Source organism: Dinoroseobacter sp. S124A (genome assembly GCF_049801015.1).
Taxonomy (GTDB): Bacteria; Pseudomonadota; Alphaproteobacteria; order Rhodobacterales; family Rhodobacteraceae; genus Dinoroseobacter.
This window is the reverse complement of sequence record NZ_JBNAGD010000009.1, coordinates 122,562-146,214: the sequence shown is the minus strand read 5'-3', so window position 1 is coordinate 146,214 and position 23,653 is coordinate 122,562. Positions and strand designations below refer to the sequence as shown.

Sequence of the window (23,653 nt, the reverse complement as noted above, 5' to 3'; positions counted from 1 at the left end):
ACAGGAAATTAGCGCAAGAGATTGCGGGCGGAAAGCGTCAGACCACTCTATTTTGTGGATAATCAAGTGTTAACGCGCGAGCCGGGCATTAACTGTCGGGCAAGAAATCACTGCCCGCGGAGGCCCGTTGCATTTAGTGTGCATTTTAGACGCTTTTGACCCGAACTTGCTTCAAAGCTTCGAACAAACGCAAAGACCTGGATGGATACGACATGATCGACGCAGCTACCAAGACCGCCTTCGCTCTTCTCGGCCTCGCACCGACCACCGATGTCGCCGTGATCCGGAAGGCATGGCGCAAGCTGGTGCGGATCCATCACCCGGATCAGGCCGAGGGCTGCAAGGAAACGGCCAATGCCCGTCTGGCCGAGATCAATGCCGCGTTTGACCTCGTCTGGGTCTGGGCCGAGCAGGGCCCGCGTGCCGCTCAGACCAACCGCGCCGACGCCCAGGCCGAAGCGGCCGCTCGCGCCAAGGCAGACGCCGCAGCTCGTGCCAAGGCCGAAGCCGCTGCCCGCGCCAAGGCCGAAGCCGCTGCCCGCGCCAAGGCAGACGCCGCGGCTCGTGCCAAGGCTGAGGCAGCCGCCCGCGCCCAAGCCGAGGCCGCCGCCCGCGCCAAGGCCAAGGCAGACGCCGCGGCTCGCGCCAAGGCCGAGGCTGCCGCCCGCGCCCAAGCCGAAGCCGCCGCACGTGCCAAGGCCCGCACCGGTGCAGAGATCAGCGCCGCAGCCGTCGCCCGCGCGCGCTTCATGGACGCCCTGTCCGCCTTTGAACCCAAGGCAGCGCAGCGCACCTTTGGGTTTGCCTGATCCCTAAAATTCGACTCAAGCATCGATCAAACCCCAACCAGTTTTGAAAGGGTTTGGTGAGACATCCCGCTCGATCTTGCGCTCCGGTCTCGGGGTTTGACCGGACGCCCCGCGCCCCGGGGGAGATGCCAAAGGATTAGGCATCTGCGCAAAACCATGACAGTCCCGCGCCAAATCTCTTGCAAAGCGCTGTGATCCCCGGTTTCCTGTTCTGGGTTGATCCAAGCATGAGGGGCTGCCTTCTACGCCGCATCGAAGGCCGCAGAACCCTCCCTCTTCAGTAACGCGGCGGGCACAAATCTATGGAGACCACGTTTCTTCTGAATGGAGAGACCGTGCGCGTTGCGGATGAACCGGCAACGCGGACCCTGTTGGATTGGCTGCGTGAGCGGCGCGGGCTGACCGGCACGAAAGAGGGCTGCAACGAAGGCGATTGCGGCGCGTGCACGGTGATCGTGACCGATGCGGATGGACCCAGGACCCTGAATGCCTGCATCCTCTTTCTGCCGCAGCTCGAGGGCAAGGCCGTGCGCACCGTTGAAGGGATCGCCGGACCCGATGGCGGCCTGCACCCGATGCAGGAGGCGATGGTGACCCATCATGGCAGCCAATGCGGGTTCTGCACGCCCGGGATCATCGCCACCCTCGCCTGCGCCCATAGCGCGGGCAAAACCGACTACGCCACCCAGCTCGCCGGCAATCTCTGCCGTTGCACCGGATATGCCCCGATCCTGCGCGCCGCCGAAGCCGCCTCCGATGCGCCGGTGCCGGACTGGATGATCGAGCCGCCTCTGCCCGGGCCGGTGTCCGAAGCGCGGGAGGCCACGACAGCGGGCGCGGAGGCGGGCGTGGTGCAGCCACGCTCCTCCGACGCGCTCGCCACATGGTACGCGGACAACCCCGAGGCGACCCTGATCGCCGGGGCCACGGATGTCGGACTCTGGGTGACCAAGCAGCTGCGCGCGCTGTCCCCCGTCGCCTACCTGTCGGGTTGCGAGGATCTCAAGACAGTTCACACCACAAAGGACCACTGGCAGGTCGGTGCCATGGTGACGATTTCGGAGCTTCTGGAGCTGGTCTGCGACGACTATCCGAGCCTTGCCGAGATGCTCCGCCGCTACGGCTCGGTCCAGGTCCGCAATGCGGCGACGTTGGGCGGCAACATCGCCAACGGATCCCCGATTGGGGACAGCCCCCCGCCCCTGATCGCGCTGGGTGCCACGCTCCATCTGCGGCACCGGGACAAGCGCCGCGAGATACCGTTGGAGGCGTTCTTTCTCGATTACGGCAAGCAGGATCGTGCCCAAGGCGAATTCGTCGAGGCGATCACCATTCCCCGGGGCCAGACGGGCTTGCGGGTCTACAAGCTCTCGAAACGGTTCGATCAGGACATCTCGGCGGTTTGCGGAGCCCTCAATCTGGAGCGCGATGGCGACACCATCGCGCGGACGCGCATCGTGTTCGGCGGCATGGCCGGGATCCCGAAACGGGCCTCCGCGGCAGAACAGGCTTTGACCGGCGCGCCCTGGACCACCGCCTCTTTCGAGGCCGCGGCAACAGCCCTGTCGGAGGATTTCACCCCTCTGAGCGACATGCGGGCATCTGCCCCGTACCGTTTGCGCACAGCGCAGAACATGCTGCATCGCTACATGGCAGATCTCGACGGGGCGGCGACCTCGCTCGCGCAGGTGCGCCCATGAGCGTCGCCAAACCCCTCCCCCATGACGCCGCCAAGCTCCATGTGACAGGCGCGGCGCGTTATGTGGATGACATCCCCACCCCAGCCAATGCCCTGCATCTGGCCTTCGGGTTGAGCGAGATCGCCCATGGCGAGATCACCGCTCTGGATCTGGAGGCCGTGCGGGCGGCCCCCGGCGTGGCTTTAGTTCTCACGGCAGATGACCTGCCCCATCACAACGACGTCTCGCCCTCCCCGGCGCCCGAGCCCATGCTCGCCACCGGCACGGTGCACTATGTTGGCCAGCCGATTTTTGTCGTGGCCGCCGAGAGCCATCTGGCCGCGCGCAAGGCCGTGCGTCTGGCCCGGATCACCTATGCGGAGAAGCCCGCGCTCCTGAGTATCGAGGATGCCATTGAGGCGAATGCGATCTTCGAGGACGCCCCCCGGCACTACACCAAGGGCGACGCCGAGGCCGCGCTGGCCACGGCCCCGAAGGTGATCGAGGGTAGCATCGAAATCGGCGGGCAGGAGCATTTCTACCTTGAGGGTCAGGCCGCGCTGGCCTTGCCCCAGGAAGGGGGCGACATGGTCGTCCATTCCTCGACCCAGCATCCGACCGAGATCCAGCACAAGGTCGCCGAGACCCTTGGGGTCCCGATGCACGCGGTCCGGGTCGAGATCCGACGGATGGGCGGCGGGTTCGGCGGCAAGGAGAGCCAGGGCAACGCGCTGGCCTGTTCCTGCGCGGTGGTCGCAGCCCTGACCGGGCGGCCGGCCAAGATGCGCTATGACCGGGATGACGACATGGTCATCACCGGCAAGCGCCATGACTTCCGCATCGACTACCGGGTCGGGATCGACGATGCGGGGCGCATTCTCGGCCTCGCCTTTGAGCAGTATTGCCGCTGTGGCTGGTCCATGGATCTGAGCCTGCCGGTGGCGGACCGGGCGATGCTCCATGCGGACAATGCCTATCATCTGGAGCATGTCTCGATCCGTTCGCATCGGCTGCGAACAAACACCCAGTCCAACACCGCCTTTCGCGGGTTTGGCGGCCCCCAAGGCATGGTCGGGATCGAGCGCGTGCTGGATCATATTGCCTTTGCCGTCGGCCGCGACCCGCTCGACGTGCGGCGCCTGAATTACTATGCGGAGGGGGGCTGTCTGCCCCCCGCTGCCGCTGGCAGCCCCCCCGAGGATATTTCCGGACTTAAGCCGGAGGGTGCGGTTCAGACCACGCCCTATCACATGCCTGTGGAGGACTTCGTCCTGCATGGATTGACGGATCAGCTTGCACAGCAGGCCGAGTACGGCGTGCGGCGGGCGCAGATCCGGGCCTGGAACGAGACGAGCCCCCTGATCAAGCGGGGTCTCGCCCTGACACCGGTGAAATTCGGGATCTCTTTCACGCTGACCCATCTCAATCAGGCGGGCGCGCTGGTGCATGTTTACCAGGATGGCTCGATCCACATGAACCATGGCGGCACCGAGATGGGACAGGGCCTATTCCAGAAGGTCGCGCAGGTCGCCGCGGCGCGGTTCGGGGTCGATGTCGGCGCGGTCAAGATCACCGCAACGGACACGGGCAAGGTGCCCAACACCTCGGCCACGGCGGCCTCCTCGGGCTCGGATTTGAACGGGATGGCGGTACAGGCGGCCTGCGACACCATTCGCGACAGGATCGCGGAATGCATCGCCCCGGATCTGCAGGCGCGGCCCGAAGACATCGTGTTCGAGGGCGGCATGCTGCGCGCGGGTGGGGCCGAGATCTCCTTCCCGGAGGCGGTGCAGAAGGCCTATATGTCCCGGGTCAGCCTCTCGGCGACGGGGTTCTACAAGACGCCCAAGATCGTCTGGGACCGGATCAAGGGGGAAGGTCGGCCGTTCTACTATTTCGCCTATGGGGCCGCCCTGACCGAGGTCGCGGTAGACACGCTGACCGGCGAGTACCGGATTTTGCGCACGGATATCCTCCATGATGCCGGGGCGTCCCTGAACCCCGCCCTGGATATTGGCCAGATCGAGGGCGGGTATGTGCAGGGTGCGGGCTGGCTCACCATGGAAGAGCTGGTCTGGGACAAGGCCGGACGGCTCAGGACCCATGCGCCCTCCACCTACAAGATCCCGGCGGTGGGGGATACGCCGCCTGTGTTCAATGTCGCGCTCTGGGAAGGATCGAACCGCGAGGAGACGGTCTATCGCTCCAAGGCGGTGGGGGAGCCGCCGCTGATGCTAGGGATTTCGGCGCTGATGGCACTCTCAGATGCGGTGGCGGCTTGCGGCGACGGGGCGCTTTACCCCGCGCTTGACGCGCCGGCGACGCCGGAGCGGGTGCTCTGGGCGATTGAGCGCGTGCGGGGCACGGCATGAGCCTCGATCCGGACGCCTTGCGCGCGGCGATCGCCGCCCATGGGCCGGTGGCCCGGGTCGTGGTGGCCGAGATCCGGGGCTCGGTGCCGCGCGAGGTCGGGGCGGCCATGCTCGTTTGGGAAGGCGGCCAGTCGGGGACCATCGGAGGCGGCGCGTTGGAATTCGAAGCCGCCGCACGGGCGCGGGAGAGCTGGACCGACCGGCTCGACCCGATCCCGCTCGGGCCCGGACTGGGCCAGTGCTGCGGCGGGGCGGTGACCTTGTTGACCGAGTTTTACGACGCGCAGCGCGTGGCCCAGCTCGACGCGCCTCTGTCCGTGCGCCCCCTGCCCGGCACCACCGGGGACGCGCCGCTGGCCCTGCGGCGGGTGTTGGCAGACGCCCGCGGACAGGGACAGGTTCCCACACTGCTTTTGCGCGATGGCTGGGTGGTGGAGGCGGTGGCGCCCCCGCAGCGGCCCCTCTGGATCTATGGGGCCGGGCATGTGGGGCGCGCGCTGGTCCATACGCTCGCCCCGCTGCCGGATCTGGCGATCACCTGGGTGGATACCGGGCCGGATCGCTTCCCCGAAGCCGTGCCCGCTTGCGTCTCCTGTCTGCCGGCCCCGGACCCGGCCGCGGCGGCGCGTCTGGCCCCACCGGATGCGGCGCATCTCATCCTGACCTATTCTCACACAATCGACCTCGAGCTGTGTCACGCGCTGCTGCAGCAGCCCTGCGCCGGGATCGGGCTGATCGGATCGCAGACAAAATGGGCCCGCTTCCGGTCCCGGCTGGCGCAACTGGGCCATGGGTCTGCCCAAATTTCGCGCATCACCTGCCCAATCGGCGATCCGAGCCTCGGCAAACACCCGCAGGCCATTGCCGTGGGCGTCGCCGCCAGCCTACTTTCCGAGCAGATGATGAAAAGACCCGCACAGATACCGCCCCGCGAGGCCCGCGCGTGACCTCGCTGCTGACCGTTGAGCACCTGACCAAAGCCTATCCGGGCGTGGTCGCCAATGATGACGTCTCTTTCGAGATCGCCCAGGGCGAGGTCCATGCCCTGCTGGGCGAGAATGGCGCGGGCAAATCCACGCTCGTCAAGATGATCTACGGGCTCGTGCGTCCCGATAGCGGCGCCATGACCCTGCGCGGCGCCGCCTTTGCCCCGCCCGAACCCCGGATCGCGCGCGCCTCGGGCGTGGCCATGGTGTTCCAGCATTTCAGCCTGTTCGAGGCGCTGACCGTCGCCGAGAACATCGCGCTGGGGATGGAGGATCCGCCCCGGATGCGCGATCTGGCCGCCCGGATCACGGAAGTCAGCCACGCCTATGGCCTGCCCCTCGATCCGGCGCGTCTTGTCGGCACGCTGAGCGCAGGCGAGCGCCAGAGGGTCGAGATCATCCGCTGCTTGCTACAGGATCCGAAACTGCTGATCATGGATGAGCCAACCTCGGTCCTGACCCCGCAGGAGGTCGAGATCCTCTTCGCCACCCTGAACAAGCTGCGCGATGAGGGCACGGCGATCCTCTATATCTCGCACAAGCTGGAAGAGATCCGCAGCCTCTGCGACAGCGCGACGATCCTGCGGCTGGGCAAGGTGGTGGGCACCTGCGACCCGCGCGAGAGCTCGGCCCGCGAGCTGGCCGAGAAGATGGTGGGCAAGACCCTGCAGCAGACGAAATCGGCAGGCAACGCCCATGGGGAACCGGTGCTGGAACTGCGCAATCTGTCCCTGCCCGCCGCCACGCAATTCGGCACGCCCTTGCGCGACATCACGCTCAGCGTGCGCGCGGGCGAGGTGCTGGGCATCGGCGGTGTCGCGGGCAATGGCCAGGATGAACTTCTGGCGGCCATCTCCGGCGAGCGGCGGGCCGAGGATGCGATTTTCCTCCATGGCAAGCCGATCAGCGCCGCGGGCCCCACGGCGCGCCGCCATCTCGGCGTGCTCAGCGGTCCGGAGGAACGGCTCGGCCATGCCGCCGCCCCGGATATGAGCCTGACGGAGAATGCCCTGCTCACGGGATCCGTGCGCGAGAACCTGACCCGCAAGGGCTTTCTCGACTGGGGCAAGACCCGGGCCTTTGCCGAGCGGATCATCGCAGAGTTCGATGTCCGCACCCCGGGCCCGGGGGCCGCGGCCCGCGCGCTTTCGGGCGGCAACTTGCAGAAATTCGTCATCGGGCGCGAGGTGTTGCAACGCCCCGAGGTGCTCGTGGTGAACCAGCCGACCTGGGGCGTCGATGCCTCGGCGGCCGCCGCCATCCGGCAAGCGCTGCTGGATCTCGCCGCCGGCGGCACGGCGCTGGTGGTGATCAGCCAGGATCTCGACGAGCTGATGGAGATTTCCGACACCTTCGCCGCCCTGAATGGCGGACGGCTGAGCGCCAAGGTCCCCGCCGCCGGGCTGACCGTGGACCAGATCGGCCTGATGCTGGGCGGGGCCCATGACATGGACGCGCCCGCAAAGGATGCCGAGGCGGTGCTTCATGGCTGAATGCACCCCCTGCTGTCTTAAGTCCCTAAATATCCCCGCCGGAGGCTCCTGCCCGCGCAGCCCGATCCAACGGCGCGCAGCGGGGCGCTCCCTGCCCGCAAGGCCCCGCCTGTCATGATCCGTCTCGAAAAACGCCCCAACCCGTCCCGCCTCTGGACCACGCTGACCCCCGTGGTCGCGGTGATCCTGACCATGATCGCAGGTGGCATCCTCTTTGCCGCCCTCGGCAAGGATCCGTTCGAAGCCCTGCGCACCATCTTCTGGGACCCGCTCTTTTCTGAGCAATTCGCGGCCTTCTCGCGCCCGCAGCTTCTGATCAAGGCGGGCCCGCTGATCCTGATCGCCATCGGCCTCAGCCTCGGCTTCCGCGCCGGGATCTGGAATATCGGGGCCGAAGGGCAATACATCATGGGCGCGATCTGCGGCGCCGCGGTTGGGTTGGCCGCCTATCCCACTGAAAGCGCGCTGATATTTCCGGCCATGGTGCTGGCGGGCGCTCTGGGCGGCTGGGCCTGGTCGATGATACCGGCCCTACTCAAGATCAAGTTCGGCACGAACGAGATCCTCGTCTCGCTCATGCTGGTCTATGTCGCCGAGGCAATCCTCGCCTCCATGGCGCTCGGAGCCTTGCGCAACCCCGAGGGCGGCGGCTTTCCGGGCTCGCGCAACCTGTCGCAGATCGACGCCATGTCCAACCCCGAGCTTATCGCGGGCACGGGCATGCATTGGGGCGTGGTGACCGCCTTCGTCGCGGTGATCGCGGCCTATGTCATGCTGAACCGGCACCTGCTGGGCTACCAGATCAAGCTGACCGGGCAGGCCCCGCGCGCCGCGCGCTTTGCCGGGGTAAACCCGTCGCTGCTGGTGGCGGTCTGCCTTGGGGTCTCGGGCGGGCTCGCGGGGCTTGCGGGCCTGTTCGAGGTCACCGGCCCCGCCGGTCAGATCAGCATCGACTTCAACTCGGGCTACGGTTTCACCGCGATCATCGTGGCCTTTCTCGGGCGTCTGAACCCGATCGGCATCCTGCTCGCCGGGCTCCTGATGGCGCTGACCTATATCGGCGGCGAGCTGGCGCAATTCATGCTCGGCCTGCCTTCCGCCGCCATCCAGGCCTTCCAGGGGATGCTCCTGTTCTTCCTTCTGGGGGTCGACGTGCTGTCGAACTACCGGATCCGGCTGGGGCGGAGGTCTGCCGCATGACCGGACACAAGCTGACATCGCCGCCCGTGGCTATGGGCCTGATGCTGGGGCTCATGCTTCCCTTTCTGCTGCATTCCGAACGGGGACTCGGCCTCGGCTTCGTGCTCGCCCATCTGGCGGTCGCTCTGACGGCAATGGCACTCGGCCTGTGCCTGCCCCGACCGCGCCCACTGGCGCGGCGTTTTCTGACCCATCATCCGAAACCTGCCCATCTCCCGCTCATGGGGTTCGGGCTCGCACTCGGCTGGGGGGCTGTCTGCCTTTACTGTCTTGCCATCCTCGGGGAGCACCACTGATGGACGCGATCAACCCTGTCATCCTGATTGCCTCGCTGATCGTGGCCTCCACCCCGATCCTGCTGGCCGCGCTCGGTGAGCTGGTCTGCGAAAAGGCGGGCGTTCTGAACCTTGGGGTCGAGGGGATGATGATCTTTGGCGCGATCTGCGGCTTTGCCATCGCGGTCGAGACCGAGAGCCCGGCGCTCGGATTTGTCTGCGCGGCGCTGGGGGGCGCGGCGCTCTCGATGATCTTTGGCCTGCTGACGCAGTTCCTGCTGTCAAACCAGGTGGCCACGGGGCTTGCGCTGACGCTGTTCGGCCTCGGCTTCTCGGCACTGGTCGGTCAGGGCTATGTGGGGATCAAGGCCCCGGTCACCGAGCCGCTGAATTTCGGGCCTCTGTCGGATATCCCGGTGCTCGGGCGGATCCTCTTTTCCCATGACCTGATGGTCTATATCTCGATCGCGCTCGTGGCGGCGGTCTGGGCGGTCCTGAGTTTTACCCGGGCGGGTCTGATCCTGCGCGCCGTGGGCGAGAGCCATGATGCAGCCCATGCGCTCGGCTACAAGGTCGTGCGGATCCGGCTGATGGCGATTGCCTTTGGCGGCGCGCTGGCCGGGCTGGGCGGGGCGTATCTGAGCCTGATCAGGGTGCCGCAATGGACCGAGGGCATGACCGCAGGGGCAGGCTGGATCGCGCTGGCCATCGTCGTCTTCGCCAGCTGGAGACCCTGGCGGATCGTGCTGGGGGCCTATCTCTTTGGCGGGATCACCGTGCTGCAACTCAACCTGCAGGCCGCGGGCGTGAAGGTCCCGGTGGAGCTTTTGTCCATGAGCCCCTACCTGATCACGATCCTCGTGCTGGTGCTGATGTCCATGGACAAGACCCGCGCGGCCCTGAATGCGCCCGCCGCCCTCGGACGCAGTTTTCACGCCTCAAGCTAGGCGCGCCCCGCCCCCGCGCGGGACGATGTGTTTCGCAGAGCGCCCAATTTTGCGGCGCGCGCCCAAGTCACGAGCATTCGGGCCCCGCGCGCCCTTGCCGCTGGCGCGGCGCTCTGTAGGATAATGCCACGCGACGCCCTCCCGGACGGGCTCAACAACAACCGGTTTCACAGGGAAGAAGACGTATGAAATTCCGCTTCGCATTGAAGAGCGCCGCACTCGCGGCCGCACTGGCAGCAGGGGTCAGCAGTGGCGCGTTTGCCGAAGACAAGACCAAGGTCGGCTTCATCATGGTCGGACCGATCAATGATGGCGGGTGGAACACCCAGCACAATGAAGGCCGCCTGGCCGTCGAAGAGCATTTCGGGGACGCGGTCGAGACCGTGTATCAGGAGATCGTGCCCGAGGGTGCCGATGCCGAGCGCGTCATGACCCAGATGGCCCTCTCCGGCGCGGATATCATCTTTGCCACCTCCTTCGGTTACATGGATCCGGTGAACACCATCGCCGCGCGCTTTCCGAATGTGAAATTCGAGCATGCCACGGGCTACAAGCGGCTGCATCCGAATGTCTCGAGCTACAACGCCCGGTTCTATGAAGGGCGCGCCGTGCTGGGTCATATCGCCGGCAGCATGACCAAGACCAACAAGATCGGCTATATCGCCTCCTTCCCCATCCCCGAAGTGATCCAGGGCATCAACTCGGCCTTCCTGCATGCGCAGAAGGTGAACCCCGATGTCGAGATCAGCGTGGTCTGGGCCTATACGTGGTATGATCCCGCGAAAGAAGCGGATGCCGCCAAGGCCCTGCTGGAGCAGGGTGTCGACATCATCATGCAGCACACGGATTCGACCGCGCCGCTCGCCGAGATGGCCAAGACCGAAGGCGTTTACGGCTTCGGCCAGGCCAATGACATGGCCGCCTACAAGCCCTCCCCGCGTATTGCGTCGATCATTGACGAGTGGAGCCCCTATTACATCAAGCGCGTGCAGGCCGTGATGGATGGCACATGGGAGCAGGTGAACAGCTGGGGCGGTATGGCCGAAGGCGAAGTCGTGATCGGCGAGATCACCGCGCCCGTGCCCGCAGAGGTCAAAGCCGAGGCAGAAGCCATGATCGCCGCGATCACCGCGGGCGAGTACCATCCCTTTACCGGGCCGATCATGAAGCAGGATGGCAGCGTCTTTCTCGCCGAAGGCGAGGTCGCCACGGATGAGCAGCTCGTGACAATGGACTTCTACGTCCAGGGGATCACCGGCGACATTCCAAACTGATCCGGCACCGCGCGGGGCGCGCCCTGCGGCGCGGGCCTCCGGCGGGGATATTTAGAGACTTAAGAGGAAGGGGCAGCGCGGAACGGCGCTGCCCCTTTTTCACGTCTGATGCGGGCCTTGTCGGGGGAAGATGGCGGAAGCGCCCAAGGCCCGGACGCGCCAAACGATCAGCTTTTCTTCAGCCCGCAGGTGTTGATCCCGAAGATCGAGTAAGCCGGGCAGTAGCCGACGAGCCCGGTCAGGAGCGGGACAATGCCGACCCAGCCCCAGGGGGTTTGCGGGCCGATGAAAACGAGCGAGAGCAGGACAAGCCCTGCGATGATGCGCAATGCGCGGTCGAGCGTGCCTTCGTTGCGGGTCATGATGCGACTCCTTTGCGTGTCAGATCCTGACCGCAGTATCGCCCGCGCCCGCCGGTCGTGTCGGTGACACAGTCACCAAAGCGCTGCGACAAGCACAGCTTTAGCCATAGGTCTCATCTTTGTCGGGAAAGCTGCGATCCCGGACGGCGGCGGCATAAGCCCCCGCGGCCCGGTCCACCTCGGCGCGCAGATCCGCGAATTTGCGCACGAATTTCGGGGCCCAGGCGCCAAGGCCCAGCATGTCTTCCATCACGAGGATCTGGCCGTCGCAGACTTTTGACGCGCCAATCCCGATCGTTGGGATCGTACAGGCTGCCGAGACCTCGGCCGCCAGAGGTTCAACCATCCCCTCCAGCACCACCGAGAAGGCCCCCGCCTCGGCCACGGCCCGGGCATCCGCATGGTGCAAGGGCCAGCTCTCGGTGTCGCGGCCCTGGGTCTTGAAGCCTCCCATGGCGTTCGAGCTTTGCGGTGTCAGGCCGATATGCGCCATGACGGGGATGCCCCGCGCCGTCAGGAAAGCGATCGTTTCGGCCATGCGCGCGCCGCCTTCAAGCTTCACAGCCTGACAGCCGGTCTCGGCCATGATCCGCGCGGCGTTGCGGAACGCCACCTGCGGGGATTCCTCGTAAGATCCGAAGGGCATGTCCACCACGACCAGCGCCCGTTGCGTCCCCCGCACCACCGCCGCGCCATGGGCGATCATCAGCTCCACGCTCACCGGCAGGGTTGTGTCGAACCCATGGGTCACCATCCCAAGGCTATCCCCCACCAGAAGCACATCGCAATAAGCGTCGAGGATCTGAGCAAACTGCACATGGCTCGCGGTCAGGGCGACAATCGCCTCGCCCCCTTTGCGCGCGGCGATCTGCGGCACGGTGGTCCGGCGGATCGGGGCGGACGGGGTCTCGGGCTGGGGTTGAGCGGACATGGGAGCACCTCCAAAACTGCGGCAGATGTGCGGCAAGCCTTGCTTCCGCTCAACAGGGCCAATCCGCGCAGCCCCAGGCGCTTGCCAGAAGGCGCGCCGCATGCGAGCACTGGTCTCAGCAATGGAGCGCCCATGACCGCCCCCTCTCTCTCTGACCGGCTGCGCGCACGAGTGGCGTCCTCCCTCGCGCAGGACAGCGAAACCGCGCTCGCATCTGTGGCCGAGCCGCTGAATTCCCTGCTCGCCCGCTACCGGGTGCCGCCTCATATGCTGCCCCAGAAGGCGGCGTTTCTCGAGGACCGCGCGGCTGAGATCGACGCGCTGGAGGGCATGCTCGACGACGCGACCTCCCGCACGCGGTTGGAGGAGTTTTTTGCCGCGAAGCTTCTTGGTCCGACGCGCTTTGCCATGACGGCCCGGGATCGGTGGGAGGCCCATGTGGCCGCCCATGACCGCGTGATCAGCCGCCAACCCGATGAGGCCGGGCTCGAGATGCACAGCCTGAGCTTTGGCGACACGCCGCTGCACTACCTCGCCCCGTATGGCAATGCGATCAGCCCCTTTCTCGAGCGTCAGTATTTCCTCGATCGCGACGGGCTGCGGATCGGGCCGGAACCGGGCGATATCGCCCTCGATTTTGGCGCAGGGGCGGGCGATACAAGCCTCGCTTTTGCGGCGGTGGTCGGCCGCAAGGGACGCGTGCTCGCCATCGAGCCGACCCCGACGGAACTGGCTTTGCAAGCCCGAAACCGCGTCGCCAATCCGGACCTGTCCCAGCGCATCACATCTCTGCCCGCAGCGATCTCCGACCGGGACGGTGAAGAGATCCACCTGGCAGGCGCCACCACGGGGGCCCATATCGCGCCAGAAGGGCAGACCAGTGGCCCCAAGGCCGTGACCACCACGCTTGACGCGCTGGTCGCGTCCCAGTCCCTCCCCCGCGTGGATCTTATCAAGATGGATATCGAAGGGATGGAGCTCCGCGCCCTGCAAGGCGGCCTCCAGACCCTGCAGCGTTTCGCGCCGAAACTGGCGATCTGCACCTATCATGGCTGGCAAATTTTCGAGCTGCTCCCTTGGCTGCGCCGCACCCTGCCGGGCCATAGCCTGCATCTGGAAACCCACGCGCCCATTGCCGCGGAAACAGTGATCTACGCGCAGCCTCGATCCCCCGCACCAGGCTCGGATCCGCACCCCCTCCCTTAAGTCTCCAAATATCCCCGCCGGAGGCTCCTACCCTCTCAACCAGCGCAGCGGCGGGATCAAAGGGCACGGCACAGGTCGCATTCGCACCGCCATGGGTCGGCAGGACGGCGCGCGCCCGTGCGGCTTTGCTATGCTGAGCCCGTTGCGCGAAGGAGGCTCCCGATGAAAACCCATGTCAAAGCTCTGATCGTCGGCGGTGGTGCGGTCGGCACCTCCATTGCCTATCACCTGGCGCGCGGCGGCTGGTCCGATGTCATGCTGCTGGAGCGGGACGAGCTGACCTCTGGCTCAACCTGGCATGCGGCGGGGCTTCTGCCCTATTTCAACATGAGCTACGCCACGAGCCATATCCACGACTACTCGATCAAGTTCTACAAGACGCTTGAGGAAGAAACCGGCCTCAACCCGGGCTTCGCGGTCGTGGGCAACCTGCGGATGGCCCAGACTCAGGCGCGGATGGATGAGTATATGCTCTACGCCTCCACGGCTGAGACCGTGGGCGTGCCCTATGAATGGCTCTCGCCAAGTGACATCAAGGACCGCTACCCGCTGGTGCGGACCGAGGATTTGAAGGGCGCGATCCTTCATCCCACCGACGGCTATATCAACCCGGCCGACGTCACGCAGGCCATGGCCAAGGGCGCGCGCCAGCGCGGGGTGATGATCGAGCGGCGCTGGCAGGTCGACGCCTATTACTGGACCGGAGATCACTGGGACGTCACCTGCACCAAGATGGTGGAAAAGGGCGGCAATCTCGTCCCCTCGGACGAGCAGATCACGATCCATGCGGAACATGTGGTCACCGCCACGGGCAACCACTCGCAACGCACCGCGCGACTTCTGGGCATCAAGATCCCCGCCATCCCGGTCGAACACCAATATATCGTCACCGAGCCGGATCCGGCGCTGGTGGAGTGGCGCGCCTCCAACCCCGAACACCCGGTGCTGCGGGATGCGGATGCCAAATGGTATGTCCGCGAAGAGCGCGGCGGCTGGATCCTCGGCCCTTACGAGCAAAACGCCCCGGCGCGGTTCGAATATGCCGTGCCAGATAGTTTCCGCGCCGACCTCTTCCCGCTGGATCTCGAACGGATCGAGGAGGAATACATGTCCATGATCCACCGGATCCCCAGCTCCGAGACCGTGGGCCTCAAGGACGACTATAACGGCCCGATCTGCTATACGCCCGACGGCAACCCCCTGCTCGGCCCCGCGCCGGGGCTGCGCAACATGTGGCTCGCCGAAGGCTTCAGCTTCGGCATCACGGCGGCAGGCGGCACGGGCTATTACCTCGCCCAGCAGATGATCGAAGGCGAGGCCGAGATCGACATGGCCAGCCTCGATCCCAAGCGCTACGGCAGCTGGATGACCACCGAATACGCCATGCGCAAGAACGAGGAATGCTATTCTCACGTTTTCATCCTGCACCACCCGGATGAGGAGCGCGAAGCCTGCCGTCCCCTGAAAACCGCGCCGTGCTATGACCGGATGAAGGCGCTCGGCGCGCAGTTCGGGCAGGTCAACGGGTGGGAGCGTCCGAACTACTTCGCCCCGCAAGGCTTCGACGATCACGCCGCGCGCAGCTTCCGCCGCGGCGGCTGGTGGGAGCATAGCGTGACCGAGGCCAAGGCGATCCGCGAAGCCGCGGGCCTGATCGACGCCACCGCCTTTACCAAGCATGTGCTGACCGGGCCGGGCGCGACCCGGTTCCTCGACTGGTTCACCACCAACAAGCTGCCCCGCGTGGGCCGGATCAACCTGACCTATGCGCTGACCTCCGCCGGGACCACCCGGACCGAATACACCATCGTCCGCCAGGCGGAGGATCAGTATTACCTCGTCTCCGCCGGGGCGTGGCAGGCCTATGACGCGGATTTCCTGCAAAAGGCCATCGCCGACAAGATGCCCGAGTTTGGGCCCATGGTCCTGCAGGATGTGACCTCGCAATACGGGGTTTTCGCACTGGCTGGTCCCAATGCGCGAGCCATTCTGGCCAAGCTGATCCGCGACCCCGAGCCGGGCACGGCCCTGTCGAACAAGCGCTTCCCCTGGCTCAGCGCGAAAGATATCGAGCTCAAGATGTGCCCCACCATGGCGATCCGCGTGGCCTATACCGGCGAGCTGGGATGGGAGCTGCACCACCCGATCGAGATGCAGAACTACCTGTTCGACCAGCTTATGGAGGCGGGCGCCGATCTCGGCCTGACACCGGTGGGCGCGCGGGCGCAGAACTGGCTGCGGCAAGAGAAATCCTATCGCGCCTTCGGCACCGAACTGGGCCGCGACGCGACCCCGCTGGAGGCCGGGCTCGATCGCTTTGTCGACCTGTCCAAAGACTTCCACGGCAAATCGGCGATGGAGGCTCTGGGGATCCGCTCAAAATGCGTGACCCTGCGCATCGATGGGCCTGGGGACGCAGATCCCTGGGGGCGCGAGGCGCTCTATCTGGCGGATGCGCCTGCCGGGCCGGACACCAAGGTCGGGCGTCTGACCTCCGGCGGTTACTCGGTCGCCTTCGGCCAGAGCATCGGCATGGGCTATGTCCGCCCGGATCTCGCCGTGCCGGGCACGAAGCTCAAGGTGCGGATGCTGGGCGAACTCTGGGATGCCGAGATCACCGAGGACAGCCCCTATGACCCGAGCAACGCAGCGATCCGCAAGGACGGCTGAGCGGGACTGCGCGGGCTTACGGGCTGTTAAGGCCTCTGCTCTAGGCTGACCCCGACACCCGGACGATCTGCCCCGTCCGGGATCCGCGCTGCCCGGATCAGGAGCCTGCCATGAGCCATATGTCCCGTGACGACACGGCCCTTGCGCCACAGGAACCCAAAGGGGGGCCGGGCGGGATCGGGGCTGGGGCCAGCATCCGCAACCCATATGGCGACCGCTGGATCGAGAATCTGAACCCGGGCGATCTGGTGGTGACACGCACCGAAGGATTGCAACCGGTCAAGGACGTGGTGATCGAACCGCGCAGTCGGGTGGATGCCACCCTTGCGCCGCCCATCCGGATCGCGGCGCGCGCTTTTGGCCCGATGATGCCGCAACGCGCGCTCCTGCTTGCACCGGATCAGCCCGTGCGGGTTCCGGCGCACCTGATCGATGCCGGTTCCGAGCATCCGACCCTGCGGCTCAAGGCGCAGGATCTGGTCGGTCAGCTTGACGGGGTGAATGCCGCGACGCTCTTCGATCTCGACGCACCGCTGGTCTGGTACCGACTGGTTTTCGAGCGCCCGCAAAGCGTCATGGTCAGCGGTGTGATCCTCGAATGCCGGGGCGCAAAAACACGACCCGGTCAGCTGCCTGAGCCTTTGGGGACCGCAGGCACCCCGCCAACACACGGGACCTGACCGCGCGTCCCAGAAGCGAAGTGGCCCGCAGCGGGTCGCCGAACCGGCTTGTGCGGCGCTCGGACCAGCGGCGCGTTTCTGTGTGAGAGCGCCCTGCCGTCTCTGGCAGGTTCAAACTCAACGAGCGCACCAGGACAAGCGCCCCAAGTTTTCCACAGCCACGATCAACAAGCCGGTGATCGCCTCGCAGGCCTCTGCGCTGCGCGCGCAGACAGAGGCGCAGGCGACTGGAAACTCCGAGGGGCAGCCATTTTGCCAGCAGACAGGACCGACGCCGCGCAGCCCCGCCGGACAAGAAGGATAGCAGAGCCCTGCGTCGTTCTCCCGACCGCTTCCACAGATCGGGAGCGTCCCAACCCCGCGATCATAGGTGTTTTTCTGACAGGACACTCCGATATCCACGGTGTTGGACGGGCATTGCGGCGAGCAGACATTGGCCCCCACCGCGACGAAGCCGCTTTTGCATTTCGGATAGACAATCAGCCCAGACTTCTCGCAATTCCCGCGCCCATGGTCGGCTTCGCAGCGCGCAAACATGCCCGCATCGCTGAACCAATCCGCAGGCTGCCAGGCATAGCCCGCCCCGCGCCCGTAAGACGCTGGTTTGGCGCAATAGAGCCCGTCATCGCGGAAGCCCGAGGGGCAATCGGGCACGCACATGGTCACGGCCCCGGCATAGCCAGAGCGGCAGGTATCGTAGCACAAGCCCCCCTGCATAACCTTACCGCGCGGGCATGCAGTCGGGAGTGTTCCGGCCCCTCGCGTGCGCGACTCGACAAGGCAAGCATCCCGCCATAGTCCCCCAGCGTCTTGGGCCGCAACGGTCTGGGGCCAGAGCATCAGGACCAGTGCCGCACTTGCGATCACGGAAAAAAGGGCTGTCATGCGGTGGCCTCCCATGGTTTGGGCATCGGAACAAGGCCAACCCGGTGTGGCTTGGCGCTATGGCGTAGAGTAGCGGAACCTCGGGGAAAAACCTACGAATGGCGTCCGTCAGCAGCGGAGGGCCCGATCACTCCGCCACGAGCGTATCCCAGGCTGCGAGCGCTTCGGCGGCATACATGAAGGACGGGCCGCCCCCCATCTGGACCGCCATGCTCAGGACATCCACAAGCTCTTGCCGCGTACCTCCGGCCTTGGCGAGCGCTTCCACGTGAAACCCGATGCAGGGCGCGCAACGCTGCGAGACCGCGATGCCCAAGGCCACGAACTCGCGGGATTTCAGGTCGAGCACACCGCTTTCCTTGGCCGCCTTGGTCAGCGTTCCAAAGGCGCGCGCCGTCTCGGGCATGGCCGCGTTGAGGGTTTTCAGATCGCCGCGCATGTCGGACATGAAGCCGGTCCATTCCATCATATTCTCCTTTGTGAATGTTTTCACAGGGAGACATGACAGCCAAACCCGCGCCGGGCTTTGATCCGGATCAACCGGCGCGGTCAGAGCATCGAGGGCACCACCAGATCGGGCGGCCGGTGCCCGTCATCAAAGGTCTTGATGTTGATGATGACCTTCTCACCCATCTCCGAGCGTCCCTCCTCGGTCGCCGAGCCCATATGGGGCAGAAGCACCACATTGGGCAGCTCGCGCAGGCGCGGATTGATCTCATGCCCATGCTCGAACACGTCGAGCCCGGCCCCGGCGATCTCGCCGGCGCGCAGCATCCGCGTCAGGGCGTTCTCGTCGATCACCTCTCCGCGCGAGGTGTTCACGATCACCGAAGACGGTTTCATCAGCTTGAGCCGCCGCGCATTCATCAGGTGAAAGGTCGAGGGCGTGTGCGGACAGTTCACCGAGATCACGTCCATCCGGCTGACCATCTGGTCGAGGCTCTCCCAATAGGTGGCCTCCAGATCCTCTTCGATCCCTGCATGCAGGCGACGGCGGTTGTGATAATGGATCTGCATGCCAAACGCCTTGGCCCGCCGCGCCACGGCCTGCCCGATCCGGCCCATGCCGAGGATGCCCAGGCGGCGACCGGCGACCCGACCGCCCATCAGGGCCGTGGGGCTCCAGCCGGTCCAGGTCCCGGCCTGCATGAGCGCAAGCCCCTCGGGGATCCGCCGCGTGACCGCAAGGATCAGCGCAAGGGTCATATCCGCCGTATCATCGGTCAGAACACCGGGCGTGTTCGACACATGGATGCCGCGCTGGCGTGCGGTGGCGACATCGATATGGTCCACCCCCGCCCCGTAATTCGCGATCAGTTTCAGCCGATCGCCGGCGCTGGCCAGCATTGCCCCATCGATCGTATCGGTCACCGTGGGGACAACCACATCGGCCCGCCGCATCGCCCCCTGCAACGCCTCGCGGGACATCGGCGTATCACTCTCGTTGAGCTCTACGTCGAACAGCTCCTTCAGGCGCGTCTCCACCGCGTCGGGCAACCGTCGCGTGACGACAACACTCAGGCGTTCACCGGGCATCGGCCCACCTCCACACTTTTCAACTCGGCGCCATACTGGCAATAAGTCAGGAACAGGGGCAAGCAGATAGACCCCTCAGCGCAATAAAATTACCGGGCCGAATTCCAAGCCCGGGCGAGCAGTCGAGGCACCTATGATCAACCGCGCAATCCGTGGTCGTTTCTTCCGTGGCATCCGCACTCCGCGGTGGTCGCTGGCCGTTCTGGCCGCGCTGCTGCTGGGACCCGTGAGCGCACTGGCCGAAACGACCCCCACCGCCCCGACCCCTGCAGAGACAGCCGCCGCGCCCAAACCCCAGACCGGCCCCGAGACCAACCTGCCCATTCCGCGCTTCGTGTCGATGAAAGCGAAGGAAGGCAATGTGCGTCGCGGCCCCAGCCTGACCCATCGGATCGACTGGGTGTTCAAGCATCGCAACATGCCGCTCGAGATCACCGGGGAGTATGGCCATTGGCGCCGGGTCCGGGACCGGGACGGCGCGGGCGGCTGGATGCACTACTCGCTGCTGAGCGGCGCACGCACGGTGATCATCGAAGAGGATCTCGCCCCGGTGCTCAGCCACCCCACCGCCGATGCCCCGATCCGCGCCCATGCCGAGCTTGGCGTGATCGCCCGGCTCGAGGGATGTGAACGGGACTGGTGCCGCGTCCGCGTGGGCCGCACGCGCGGTTGGATGAGCGAAGATCAGCTCTGGGGCGTGTCCCACGCCCCGCTCGAGTGATCACTCGGGCTTGGCAATCACCAGATAGTAAAGCTGCTCGCGGTAGAAGATCACGCTGCGGGTCACGCGGAAATGCACGATCAGGCTGTTATTGACGCCGACCTGTGTCTCTTCGGTATGGACACGCCGGTCCAGCACGGAATCCCGCGGCTGGCTCAAATCCAGGACGATCCCGGAATAAGCCTCCAGCGTCACCGGATCACTCAGGAACCGGCGCTCGCCGAACAGAGCCCGGGCCGCGCCATTGGCAAAGGTCACATTGCCGTTCTGGCGCACGACCATCACCGGATCGGGCACGGCCTCCAGCCCGGCGCGCAGATCATTATCGGCAACGTTCAGCACCGCGATCTGCACGATCTCGCCAGCGGCGTCATAGACCGGCACGATCAGCCGCCGCCAGATCCGGGCGAAGACTTCGGAAGGGGGCTCGTGAATGCTCTTGACCCATTCGCCCCGGCCCAGAACCGCGTGATAGAGCGCGGCAAAGAATGACGAGATATGGCCACCGATCTCGGAGGTGTATCCGCCGGTCATATCGCGCCCATAGCTCGCGGCGATCTCGGACCCGTAATGCAGATAGCGGAAATCCCGGACACTACCATCGGCGTCCCGGATGGGTTCCAGCCGCATCATCCAATCGGAAAACCCCGAGAGATCGGCAGCGTCCAGCGCCGCCTGCGTCACCCGTTTTTGCGCGTCGGCAATGGGCCTGAGTGTCGAGGCGAAGGCCCGCACCACCGGATGTTTGAGATCCCGGTCAAAAGGATCCCAGATCACGATGGGCGACGTGGCATTCGCAGCCGCAAACAGGTGCCGCAGCATCTCTGTGCGGCCTTCCACAAGCTCCGCAGCAAGAGCTGCGGTTTCTATCTCGGCGTCGGTCGGGGCAGTCTGAAACACGATCTGCGTCCCTCACTGATGGTGTGATGGTCACACAACCATAGCACGAATTCCGCAAAAACGCCTGTTTTTCTTCACATCCCGGATCGGGCGGTAGTCCGGTCGATGCCGCAGACCGCGCGCGCCATCGACCGGGGAACCAAATCTGGCCGCTCAGGCGGCCTTGTCGAGCCCGCGCCCCTTGAGCAGAGCCTCGACTCCCGGCATCCGCCCGCGGAAGGCCTGATAGAGGGCGTCGGCCTCCTCGGATCCGCCCGCCGAGAGGATATGGGTCTCCAGCTTGCTGGCCATATCCGCGTCAAAGGCGCTGCCCGCCTCTTCGAAAGCGGCGAAGGCGTCGGCATCCATCACCTCGGACCACATGTAACTGTAATAGCCCGAGGAATAGCCGTCTCCGGAGAAGACATGGGCGAAATGCGGCGTCGCGTGGCGCATCCGGATCGCGTGGGGCATGCCGATATCGGACAGGATCTCCGCCTGCCGCGCCATGGGATCCGCCGGGGCCGCGCCCTCGTGAAAGGCCAGATCGACCAGCGCCGAGGCCACGTATTCCACGGTCTGGAACCCCATGTCATAGGTTGAGGCCGCCAGCATCCGCCCGAGCAGGTCATCGGGCATGGGCGCGCCGGTCTCTGCATGAACCGCGTAGCGCTGCAGCACATCGGGCACTTCCAGCCAATGCTCATAGAGCTGGCTCGGCAGTTCGACAAAGTCGCGCGCCACGGAGGTGCCCGAGATCATCGGATAGGACACATCCGACAGGATATGGTGCAGCGCATGGCCGAACTCGTGAAACAGGGTGCGCGCGTCGTCAAAGCTCAGCAGCGCGGGCTGCCCCGCCGCCGGTTTCGCGAAATTGCAGACATTGGTGACGATGGCCCGCGTGTCCCCGTCCAGCTTGTGTTGCGAGCGCAGCGACCCGCACCACGCGCCGGAGCGCTTGCCCGCCCGCGCAAAGTAATCGCCAACAAACACCGCCATCAGGCGGTCACCGCGCCGGATCTCCCATGCGCGGGCGTCCGGATGGGCCAGCGGCGCATCGATCGGCGCAAAACTCAGCCCAAAGAGCCGCGCGGCGCAGTCGAATGCCGCATCGATCATCTTGTCGAGTTGCAGATAGGGCTTGAGCTCGCTCTCATCGAGATCATGCTCGGCCTGCCGCCGCTTCTCGGAGTAGTAGCGCCAGTCCCAGGCCTCCAGAGGGCCGTTGACACCATCCTCCTGCATCATGCCCGTCAGGACGGCCGCATCCGCCTCGGCCGAGGCCTTGGCCGGGGCCCAGACCGACATCAGCAGATCGCGCACGGCAGCGGGCGTCTTGGCCATTTCCGGTTCGAGCTTGTAATCGGCAAAGCTGCCATAGCCCAGAAGCTTGGCGCGCTCGTCCCGCAGGGCGAGGATCTCGGCCGCGATGCCGCGATTGTCCGTGGGGCCGTCATGCTCCCCCCGGGCCACCCAGGCCTCATAGGCCTGTTCGCGCAGATCCCGCCGGGGGCTGAATTGCAGGAAGGGCACGATCAGGGACCGCGACAGGGTCACAACATGCCCTTCCATGCCACGCTCTTCGGCGGCAGATTTCGCGGTCGCGATCACGAAATCCGGCAACCCTTCGAGGTCGCCCTCGGCCAGCGGCATCACCCAATCCCGCTCGTCGGCCAGCAGGTTTTGGGTGAACTCGGTCCCCAGAAGGGCCAGCCGCGCCTTGATATCGGTCATCCGGTCCTTGGCCGCCCCTTCGAGCGCGGCCCCCGACCGGGTGAAATCCTTGTAATAGAGGTCCGTGACCCGGGCCTCCTCGGCGCCGAGATCCGCGCGCGCGGCCCAGACCGCTGCGATCCGCCGGAACAAGGCGGCATTGGTGATCACCTCGGAGTTATAGGCGCTGAGCTTGCCGCTGAAATCCTTTTGTAGCGCCTCGCGCTCCGCAGTGCTGTCCGTGGCCGCCACGTGGAAGAAGACGCGCAGAACCTGCCCGAGTTTCCGCGCGCCGGCCTCCAGCGGGCGGATCGTATTGTCGAAGGTCGGGGCCTCTTGAGCGTCGGCAATCGCCGCGATCTCGGCCCGCGCCTCGGTCAGCGCCGCCTCCAGCCCCGGCGCGTAATGGGCATCGGTGATCCGATCGAACGGCGGCAGGCCATAAGGCGGGGTCCAGGTCTCGAGCAGCGGATTGGAAGCGTCGGTCATGGGCAGATCTCCTTTGTCCTCAACCTAGGTCCTGGCAGGGGCCGCAACAACCAGCCCAGAGCCCGGCGCCCCCATGAAGGCGGTCAAATACCCGGCGCGCGGGATCTGCCCCGGCGGCGGGCGGGTCACTTCGGCCCGGGATCGAGATGCGACGGGTCCCGACTGGCCCAGTTACCCTTGGTCCGCGCCATGACCTCCCGCGCCAAGGAGGAGCGCGCCAAATGGGGACAGAGAACGGCGGCCTGACCGTCCGGGCCCCGGTTCAGCGCGCTGTGCCGGGCGAAAGGCCGCCCGGGAAGCGCCTTCGGGTCCGTCGCTTCCGACAGCAGCGGCAGGTTTGCAGCCCTTGCGTCCAGTCCCGCCTCCGCGGCCACCCGAGCAGTTCGCCATCCAGATACGCATAGTAGGGTCGCGCCGCGCGAGCACGTCGGGGCTCTGCCATGTGGTTTCCGTCCCGGTGGCGCTGCGTTGCGCGCCCGCTTGGATAGTCGAGGCATCTTTTCCCAAGGACAGTGCACGCGCAAAGCCTGCCGCAATCACGAT

Annotated in this window: 20 protein-coding genes; 13 read left to right on the top strand and 7 right to left on the bottom strand. The window is 65.8% G+C overall.

What is annotated here, in order from left to right:
* Window positions 1-212: 212 nt before the first annotated feature.
* The 9 genes from ACP15I_RS19560 to ACP15I_RS19520 all read left to right on the top strand — a co-directional run bounded on the left by ACP15I_RS19560 (window position 213) and on the right by ACP15I_RS19520 (window position 11,035).
* Window positions 213-809 carry a J domain-containing protein gene (locus ACP15I_RS19560; protein ID WP_424976335.1) on the top strand — a complete coding sequence of 199 codons (597 nt, stop codon included), beginning with the start codon at window positions 213-215 and terminating at the stop codon, window positions 807-809.
* A gap of 302 nt (window positions 810-1,111) precedes the next feature.
* Entirely contained in the window at window positions 1,112-2,509 is a 1,398-nt protein-coding gene (xdhA, locus tag ACP15I_RS19555) for a xanthine dehydrogenase small subunit (protein ID WP_424976334.1), read from the top strand.
* Window positions 2,506-4,860, top strand: a complete 2,355-nt coding sequence (gene xdhB / locus ACP15I_RS19550; RefSeq protein WP_424976333.1) for a xanthine dehydrogenase molybdopterin binding subunit — start codon at window positions 2,506-2,508, stop codon at window positions 4,858-4,860. Before xdhA ends, xdhB begins: the two co-directional genes overlap by 4 nt.
* Window positions 4,857-5,807, top strand: a complete 951-nt coding sequence (gene xdhC / locus ACP15I_RS19545; RefSeq protein ID WP_424976332.1) for a xanthine dehydrogenase accessory protein XdhC — start codon at window positions 4,857-4,859, stop codon at window positions 5,805-5,807. The genes xdhB and xdhC overlap by 4 nt, the downstream gene beginning before the upstream one ends.
* Window positions 5,804-7,339, top strand: coding sequence for an ABC transporter ATP-binding protein (locus ACP15I_RS19540; RefSeq protein WP_424976331.1), 1,536 nt, complete (start codon window positions 5,804-5,806; stop codon window positions 7,337-7,339). The genes xdhC and ACP15I_RS19540 overlap by 4 nt, the downstream gene beginning before the upstream one ends.
* 114 nt (window positions 7,340-7,453) lie before the next feature.
* The gene (locus ACP15I_RS19535; RefSeq protein ID WP_424976330.1) at window positions 7,454-8,539 is read left to right on the top strand and encodes an ABC transporter permease; all 1,086 of its coding nucleotides are present in this window, start codon (window positions 7,454-7,456) and stop codon (window positions 8,537-8,539) included.
* Entirely contained in the window at window positions 8,536-8,835 is a 300-nt protein-coding gene (locus ACP15I_RS19530) for a hypothetical protein (protein ID WP_424976329.1), read from the top strand. The genes ACP15I_RS19535 and ACP15I_RS19530 overlap by 4 nt, the downstream gene beginning before the upstream one ends.
* The gene (locus ACP15I_RS19525; RefSeq protein ID WP_424967953.1) at window positions 8,835-9,761 is read left to right on the top strand and encodes an ABC transporter permease; all 927 of its coding nucleotides are present in this window, start codon (window positions 8,835-8,837) and stop codon (window positions 9,759-9,761) included. The genes ACP15I_RS19530 and ACP15I_RS19525 overlap by 1 nt, the downstream gene beginning before the upstream one ends.
* A gap of 185 nt (window positions 9,762-9,946) precedes the next feature.
* Window positions 9,947-11,035 carry a BMP family ABC transporter substrate-binding protein gene (locus ACP15I_RS19520; RefSeq protein WP_424967954.1) on the top strand — a complete coding sequence of 363 codons (1,089 nt, stop codon included), beginning with the start codon at window positions 9,947-9,949 and terminating at the stop codon, window positions 11,033-11,035.
* 167 nt (window positions 11,036-11,202) lie between these two features.
* Here the strand turns inward: ACP15I_RS19520 and ACP15I_RS19515 are convergent, their stop codons facing one another.
* Together ACP15I_RS19515 and panB are read right to left on the bottom strand one after the other, a co-directional pair.
* On the bottom strand, window positions 11,203-11,397 hold the full coding sequence (locus ACP15I_RS19515; RefSeq protein ID WP_424967955.1) for a YgaP family membrane protein: 195 nt from the start codon (window positions 11,395-11,397) through the stop codon (window positions 11,203-11,205).
* A 100-nt stretch (window positions 11,398-11,497) separates the two neighbouring features.
* Window positions 11,498-12,328 carry a 3-methyl-2-oxobutanoate hydroxymethyltransferase gene (panB, locus tag ACP15I_RS19510; RefSeq protein WP_424976328.1) on the bottom strand — a complete coding sequence of 277 codons (831 nt, stop codon included), beginning with the start codon at window positions 12,326-12,328 and terminating at the stop codon, window positions 11,498-11,500.
* A gap of 132 nt (window positions 12,329-12,460) precedes the next feature.
* Between panB and ACP15I_RS19505 the strand changes: the two genes are divergently transcribed.
* From ACP15I_RS19505 to ACP15I_RS19495, 3 genes are all read left to right on the top strand, one after another.
* Window positions 12,461-13,534 carry an FkbM family methyltransferase gene (locus ACP15I_RS19505; RefSeq protein ID WP_424976327.1) on the top strand — a complete coding sequence of 358 codons (1,074 nt, stop codon included), beginning with the start codon at window positions 12,461-12,463 and terminating at the stop codon, window positions 13,532-13,534.
* 162 nt (window positions 13,535-13,696) lie between these two features.
* The gene (locus tag ACP15I_RS19500; protein WP_424976326.1) at window positions 13,697-16,204 is read left to right on the top strand and encodes a GcvT family protein; all 2,508 of its coding nucleotides are present in this window, start codon (window positions 13,697-13,699) and stop codon (window positions 16,202-16,204) included.
* A 110-nt stretch (window positions 16,205-16,314) separates the two neighbouring features.
* The gene (locus ACP15I_RS19495; RefSeq protein ID WP_424976325.1) at window positions 16,315-16,884 is read left to right on the top strand and encodes a Hint domain-containing protein; all 570 of its coding nucleotides are present in this window, start codon (window positions 16,315-16,317) and stop codon (window positions 16,882-16,884) included.
* 117 nt (window positions 16,885-17,001) lie between these two features.
* Here ACP15I_RS19495 and ACP15I_RS19490 read toward each other — a convergent pair whose 3' ends face one another.
* The 3 genes from ACP15I_RS19490 to ACP15I_RS19480 all read right to left on the bottom strand — a co-directional run bounded on the left by ACP15I_RS19490 (window position 17,002) and on the right by ACP15I_RS19480 (window position 19,305).
* Complete coding sequence (locus ACP15I_RS19490; RefSeq protein WP_424976324.1) at window positions 17,002-17,601, bottom strand: hypothetical protein; 600 nt, start codon at window positions 17,599-17,601, stop codon at window positions 17,002-17,004.
* Between the two features lie 295 nt (window positions 17,602-17,896).
* Window positions 17,897-18,235, bottom strand: a complete 339-nt coding sequence (locus ACP15I_RS19485; RefSeq protein WP_424967961.1) for a carboxymuconolactone decarboxylase family protein — start codon at window positions 18,233-18,235, stop codon at window positions 17,897-17,899.
* Window positions 18,236-18,318: 83 nt separating this feature from the next.
* A complete protein-coding gene (locus tag ACP15I_RS19480) occupies window positions 18,319-19,305 on the bottom strand; it encodes a 2-hydroxyacid dehydrogenase (protein ID WP_424967962.1) in 987 nt (328 codons plus the stop codon).
* Window positions 19,306-19,438: 133 nt separating this feature from the next.
* On the opposite strand from ACP15I_RS19480, the gene ACP15I_RS19475 reads away from it, so the two are divergent.
* A complete protein-coding gene (locus ACP15I_RS19475; protein WP_424976323.1) occupies window positions 19,439-20,026 on the top strand; it encodes an SH3 domain-containing protein in 588 nt (195 codons plus the stop codon).
* On the opposite strand, the gene ACP15I_RS19470 is transcribed toward ACP15I_RS19475, so the two are convergent.
* Together ACP15I_RS19470 and ACP15I_RS19465 are read right to left on the bottom strand one after the other, a co-directional pair.
* Window positions 20,027-20,926, bottom strand: a complete 900-nt coding sequence (locus ACP15I_RS19470; RefSeq protein WP_424976322.1) for a PAS domain-containing protein — start codon at window positions 20,924-20,926, stop codon at window positions 20,027-20,029.
* Window positions 20,927-21,079: 153 nt separating this feature from the next.
* Entirely contained in the window at window positions 21,080-23,110 is a 2,031-nt protein-coding gene (locus ACP15I_RS19465; RefSeq protein ID WP_424976321.1) for a M3 family metallopeptidase, read from the bottom strand.
* Window positions 23,111-23,653 lie beyond the last annotated feature (543 nt).

Bases quoted from the DNA above. Each gene is read 5' to 3' on its own strand.
- ACP15I_RS19515 (WP_424967955.1), bottom strand. From the start codon at position 11,397: ATGACCCGCAACGAAGGCACGCTCGACCGCGCATTGCGCATCATCGCA.
- panB (WP_424976328.1), bottom strand. From the start codon at position 12,328: ATGTCCGCTCAACCCCAGCCCGAGACCCCGTCCGCCCCGATCCGCCGG.
- ACP15I_RS19520 (WP_424967954.1), top strand. From the start codon at position 9,947: ATGAAATTCCGCTTCGCATTGAAGAGCGCCGCACTCGCGGCCGCACTG.
- ACP15I_RS19475 (WP_424976323.1), top strand. From the start codon at position 19,439: ATGATCAACCGCGCAATCCGTGGTCGTTTCTTCCGTGGCATCCGCACT.
- ACP15I_RS19525 (WP_424967953.1), top strand. From the start codon at position 8,835: ATGGACGCGATCAACCCTGTCATCCTGATTGCCTCGCTGATCGTGGCC.
- xdhB (WP_424976333.1), top strand. From the start codon at position 2,506: ATGAGCGTCGCCAAACCCCTCCCCCATGACGCCGCCAAGCTCCATGTG.
- ACP15I_RS19560 (WP_424976335.1), top strand. From the start codon at position 213: ATGATCGACGCAGCTACCAAGACCGCCTTCGCTCTTCTCGGCCTCGCA.
- ACP15I_RS19485 (WP_424967961.1), bottom strand. From the start codon at position 18,235: ATGGAATGGACCGGCTTCATGTCCGACATGCGCGGCGATCTGAAAACC.
- ACP15I_RS19490 (WP_424976324.1), bottom strand. From the start codon at position 17,601: ATGCAGGGGGGCTTGTGCTACGATACCTGCCGCTCTGGCTATGCCGGG.
- ACP15I_RS19530 (WP_424976329.1), top strand. From the start codon at position 8,536: ATGACCGGACACAAGCTGACATCGCCGCCCGTGGCTATGGGCCTGATG.
- ACP15I_RS19535 (WP_424976330.1), top strand. From the start codon at position 7,454: ATGATCCGTCTCGAAAAACGCCCCAACCCGTCCCGCCTCTGGACCACG.
- ACP15I_RS19505 (WP_424976327.1), top strand. From the start codon at position 12,461: ATGACCGCCCCCTCTCTCTCTGACCGGCTGCGCGCACGAGTGGCGTCC.
- ACP15I_RS19495 (WP_424976325.1), top strand. From the start codon at position 16,315: ATGAGCCATATGTCCCGTGACGACACGGCCCTTGCGCCACAGGAACCC.
- xdhC (WP_424976332.1), top strand. From the start codon at position 4,857: ATGAGCCTCGATCCGGACGCCTTGCGCGCGGCGATCGCCGCCCATGGG.
- ACP15I_RS19500 (WP_424976326.1), top strand. From the start codon at position 13,697: ATGAAAACCCATGTCAAAGCTCTGATCGTCGGCGGTGGTGCGGTCGGC.
- ACP15I_RS19480 (WP_424967962.1), bottom strand. From the start codon at position 19,305: ATGCCCGGTGAACGCCTGAGTGTTGTCGTCACGCGACGGTTGCCCGAC.
- ACP15I_RS19465 (WP_424976321.1), bottom strand. From the start codon at position 23,110: ATGACCGACGCTTCCAATCCGCTGCTCGAGACCTGGACCCCGCCTTAT.
- xdhA (WP_424976334.1), top strand. From the start codon at position 1,112: ATGGAGACCACGTTTCTTCTGAATGGAGAGACCGTGCGCGTTGCGGAT.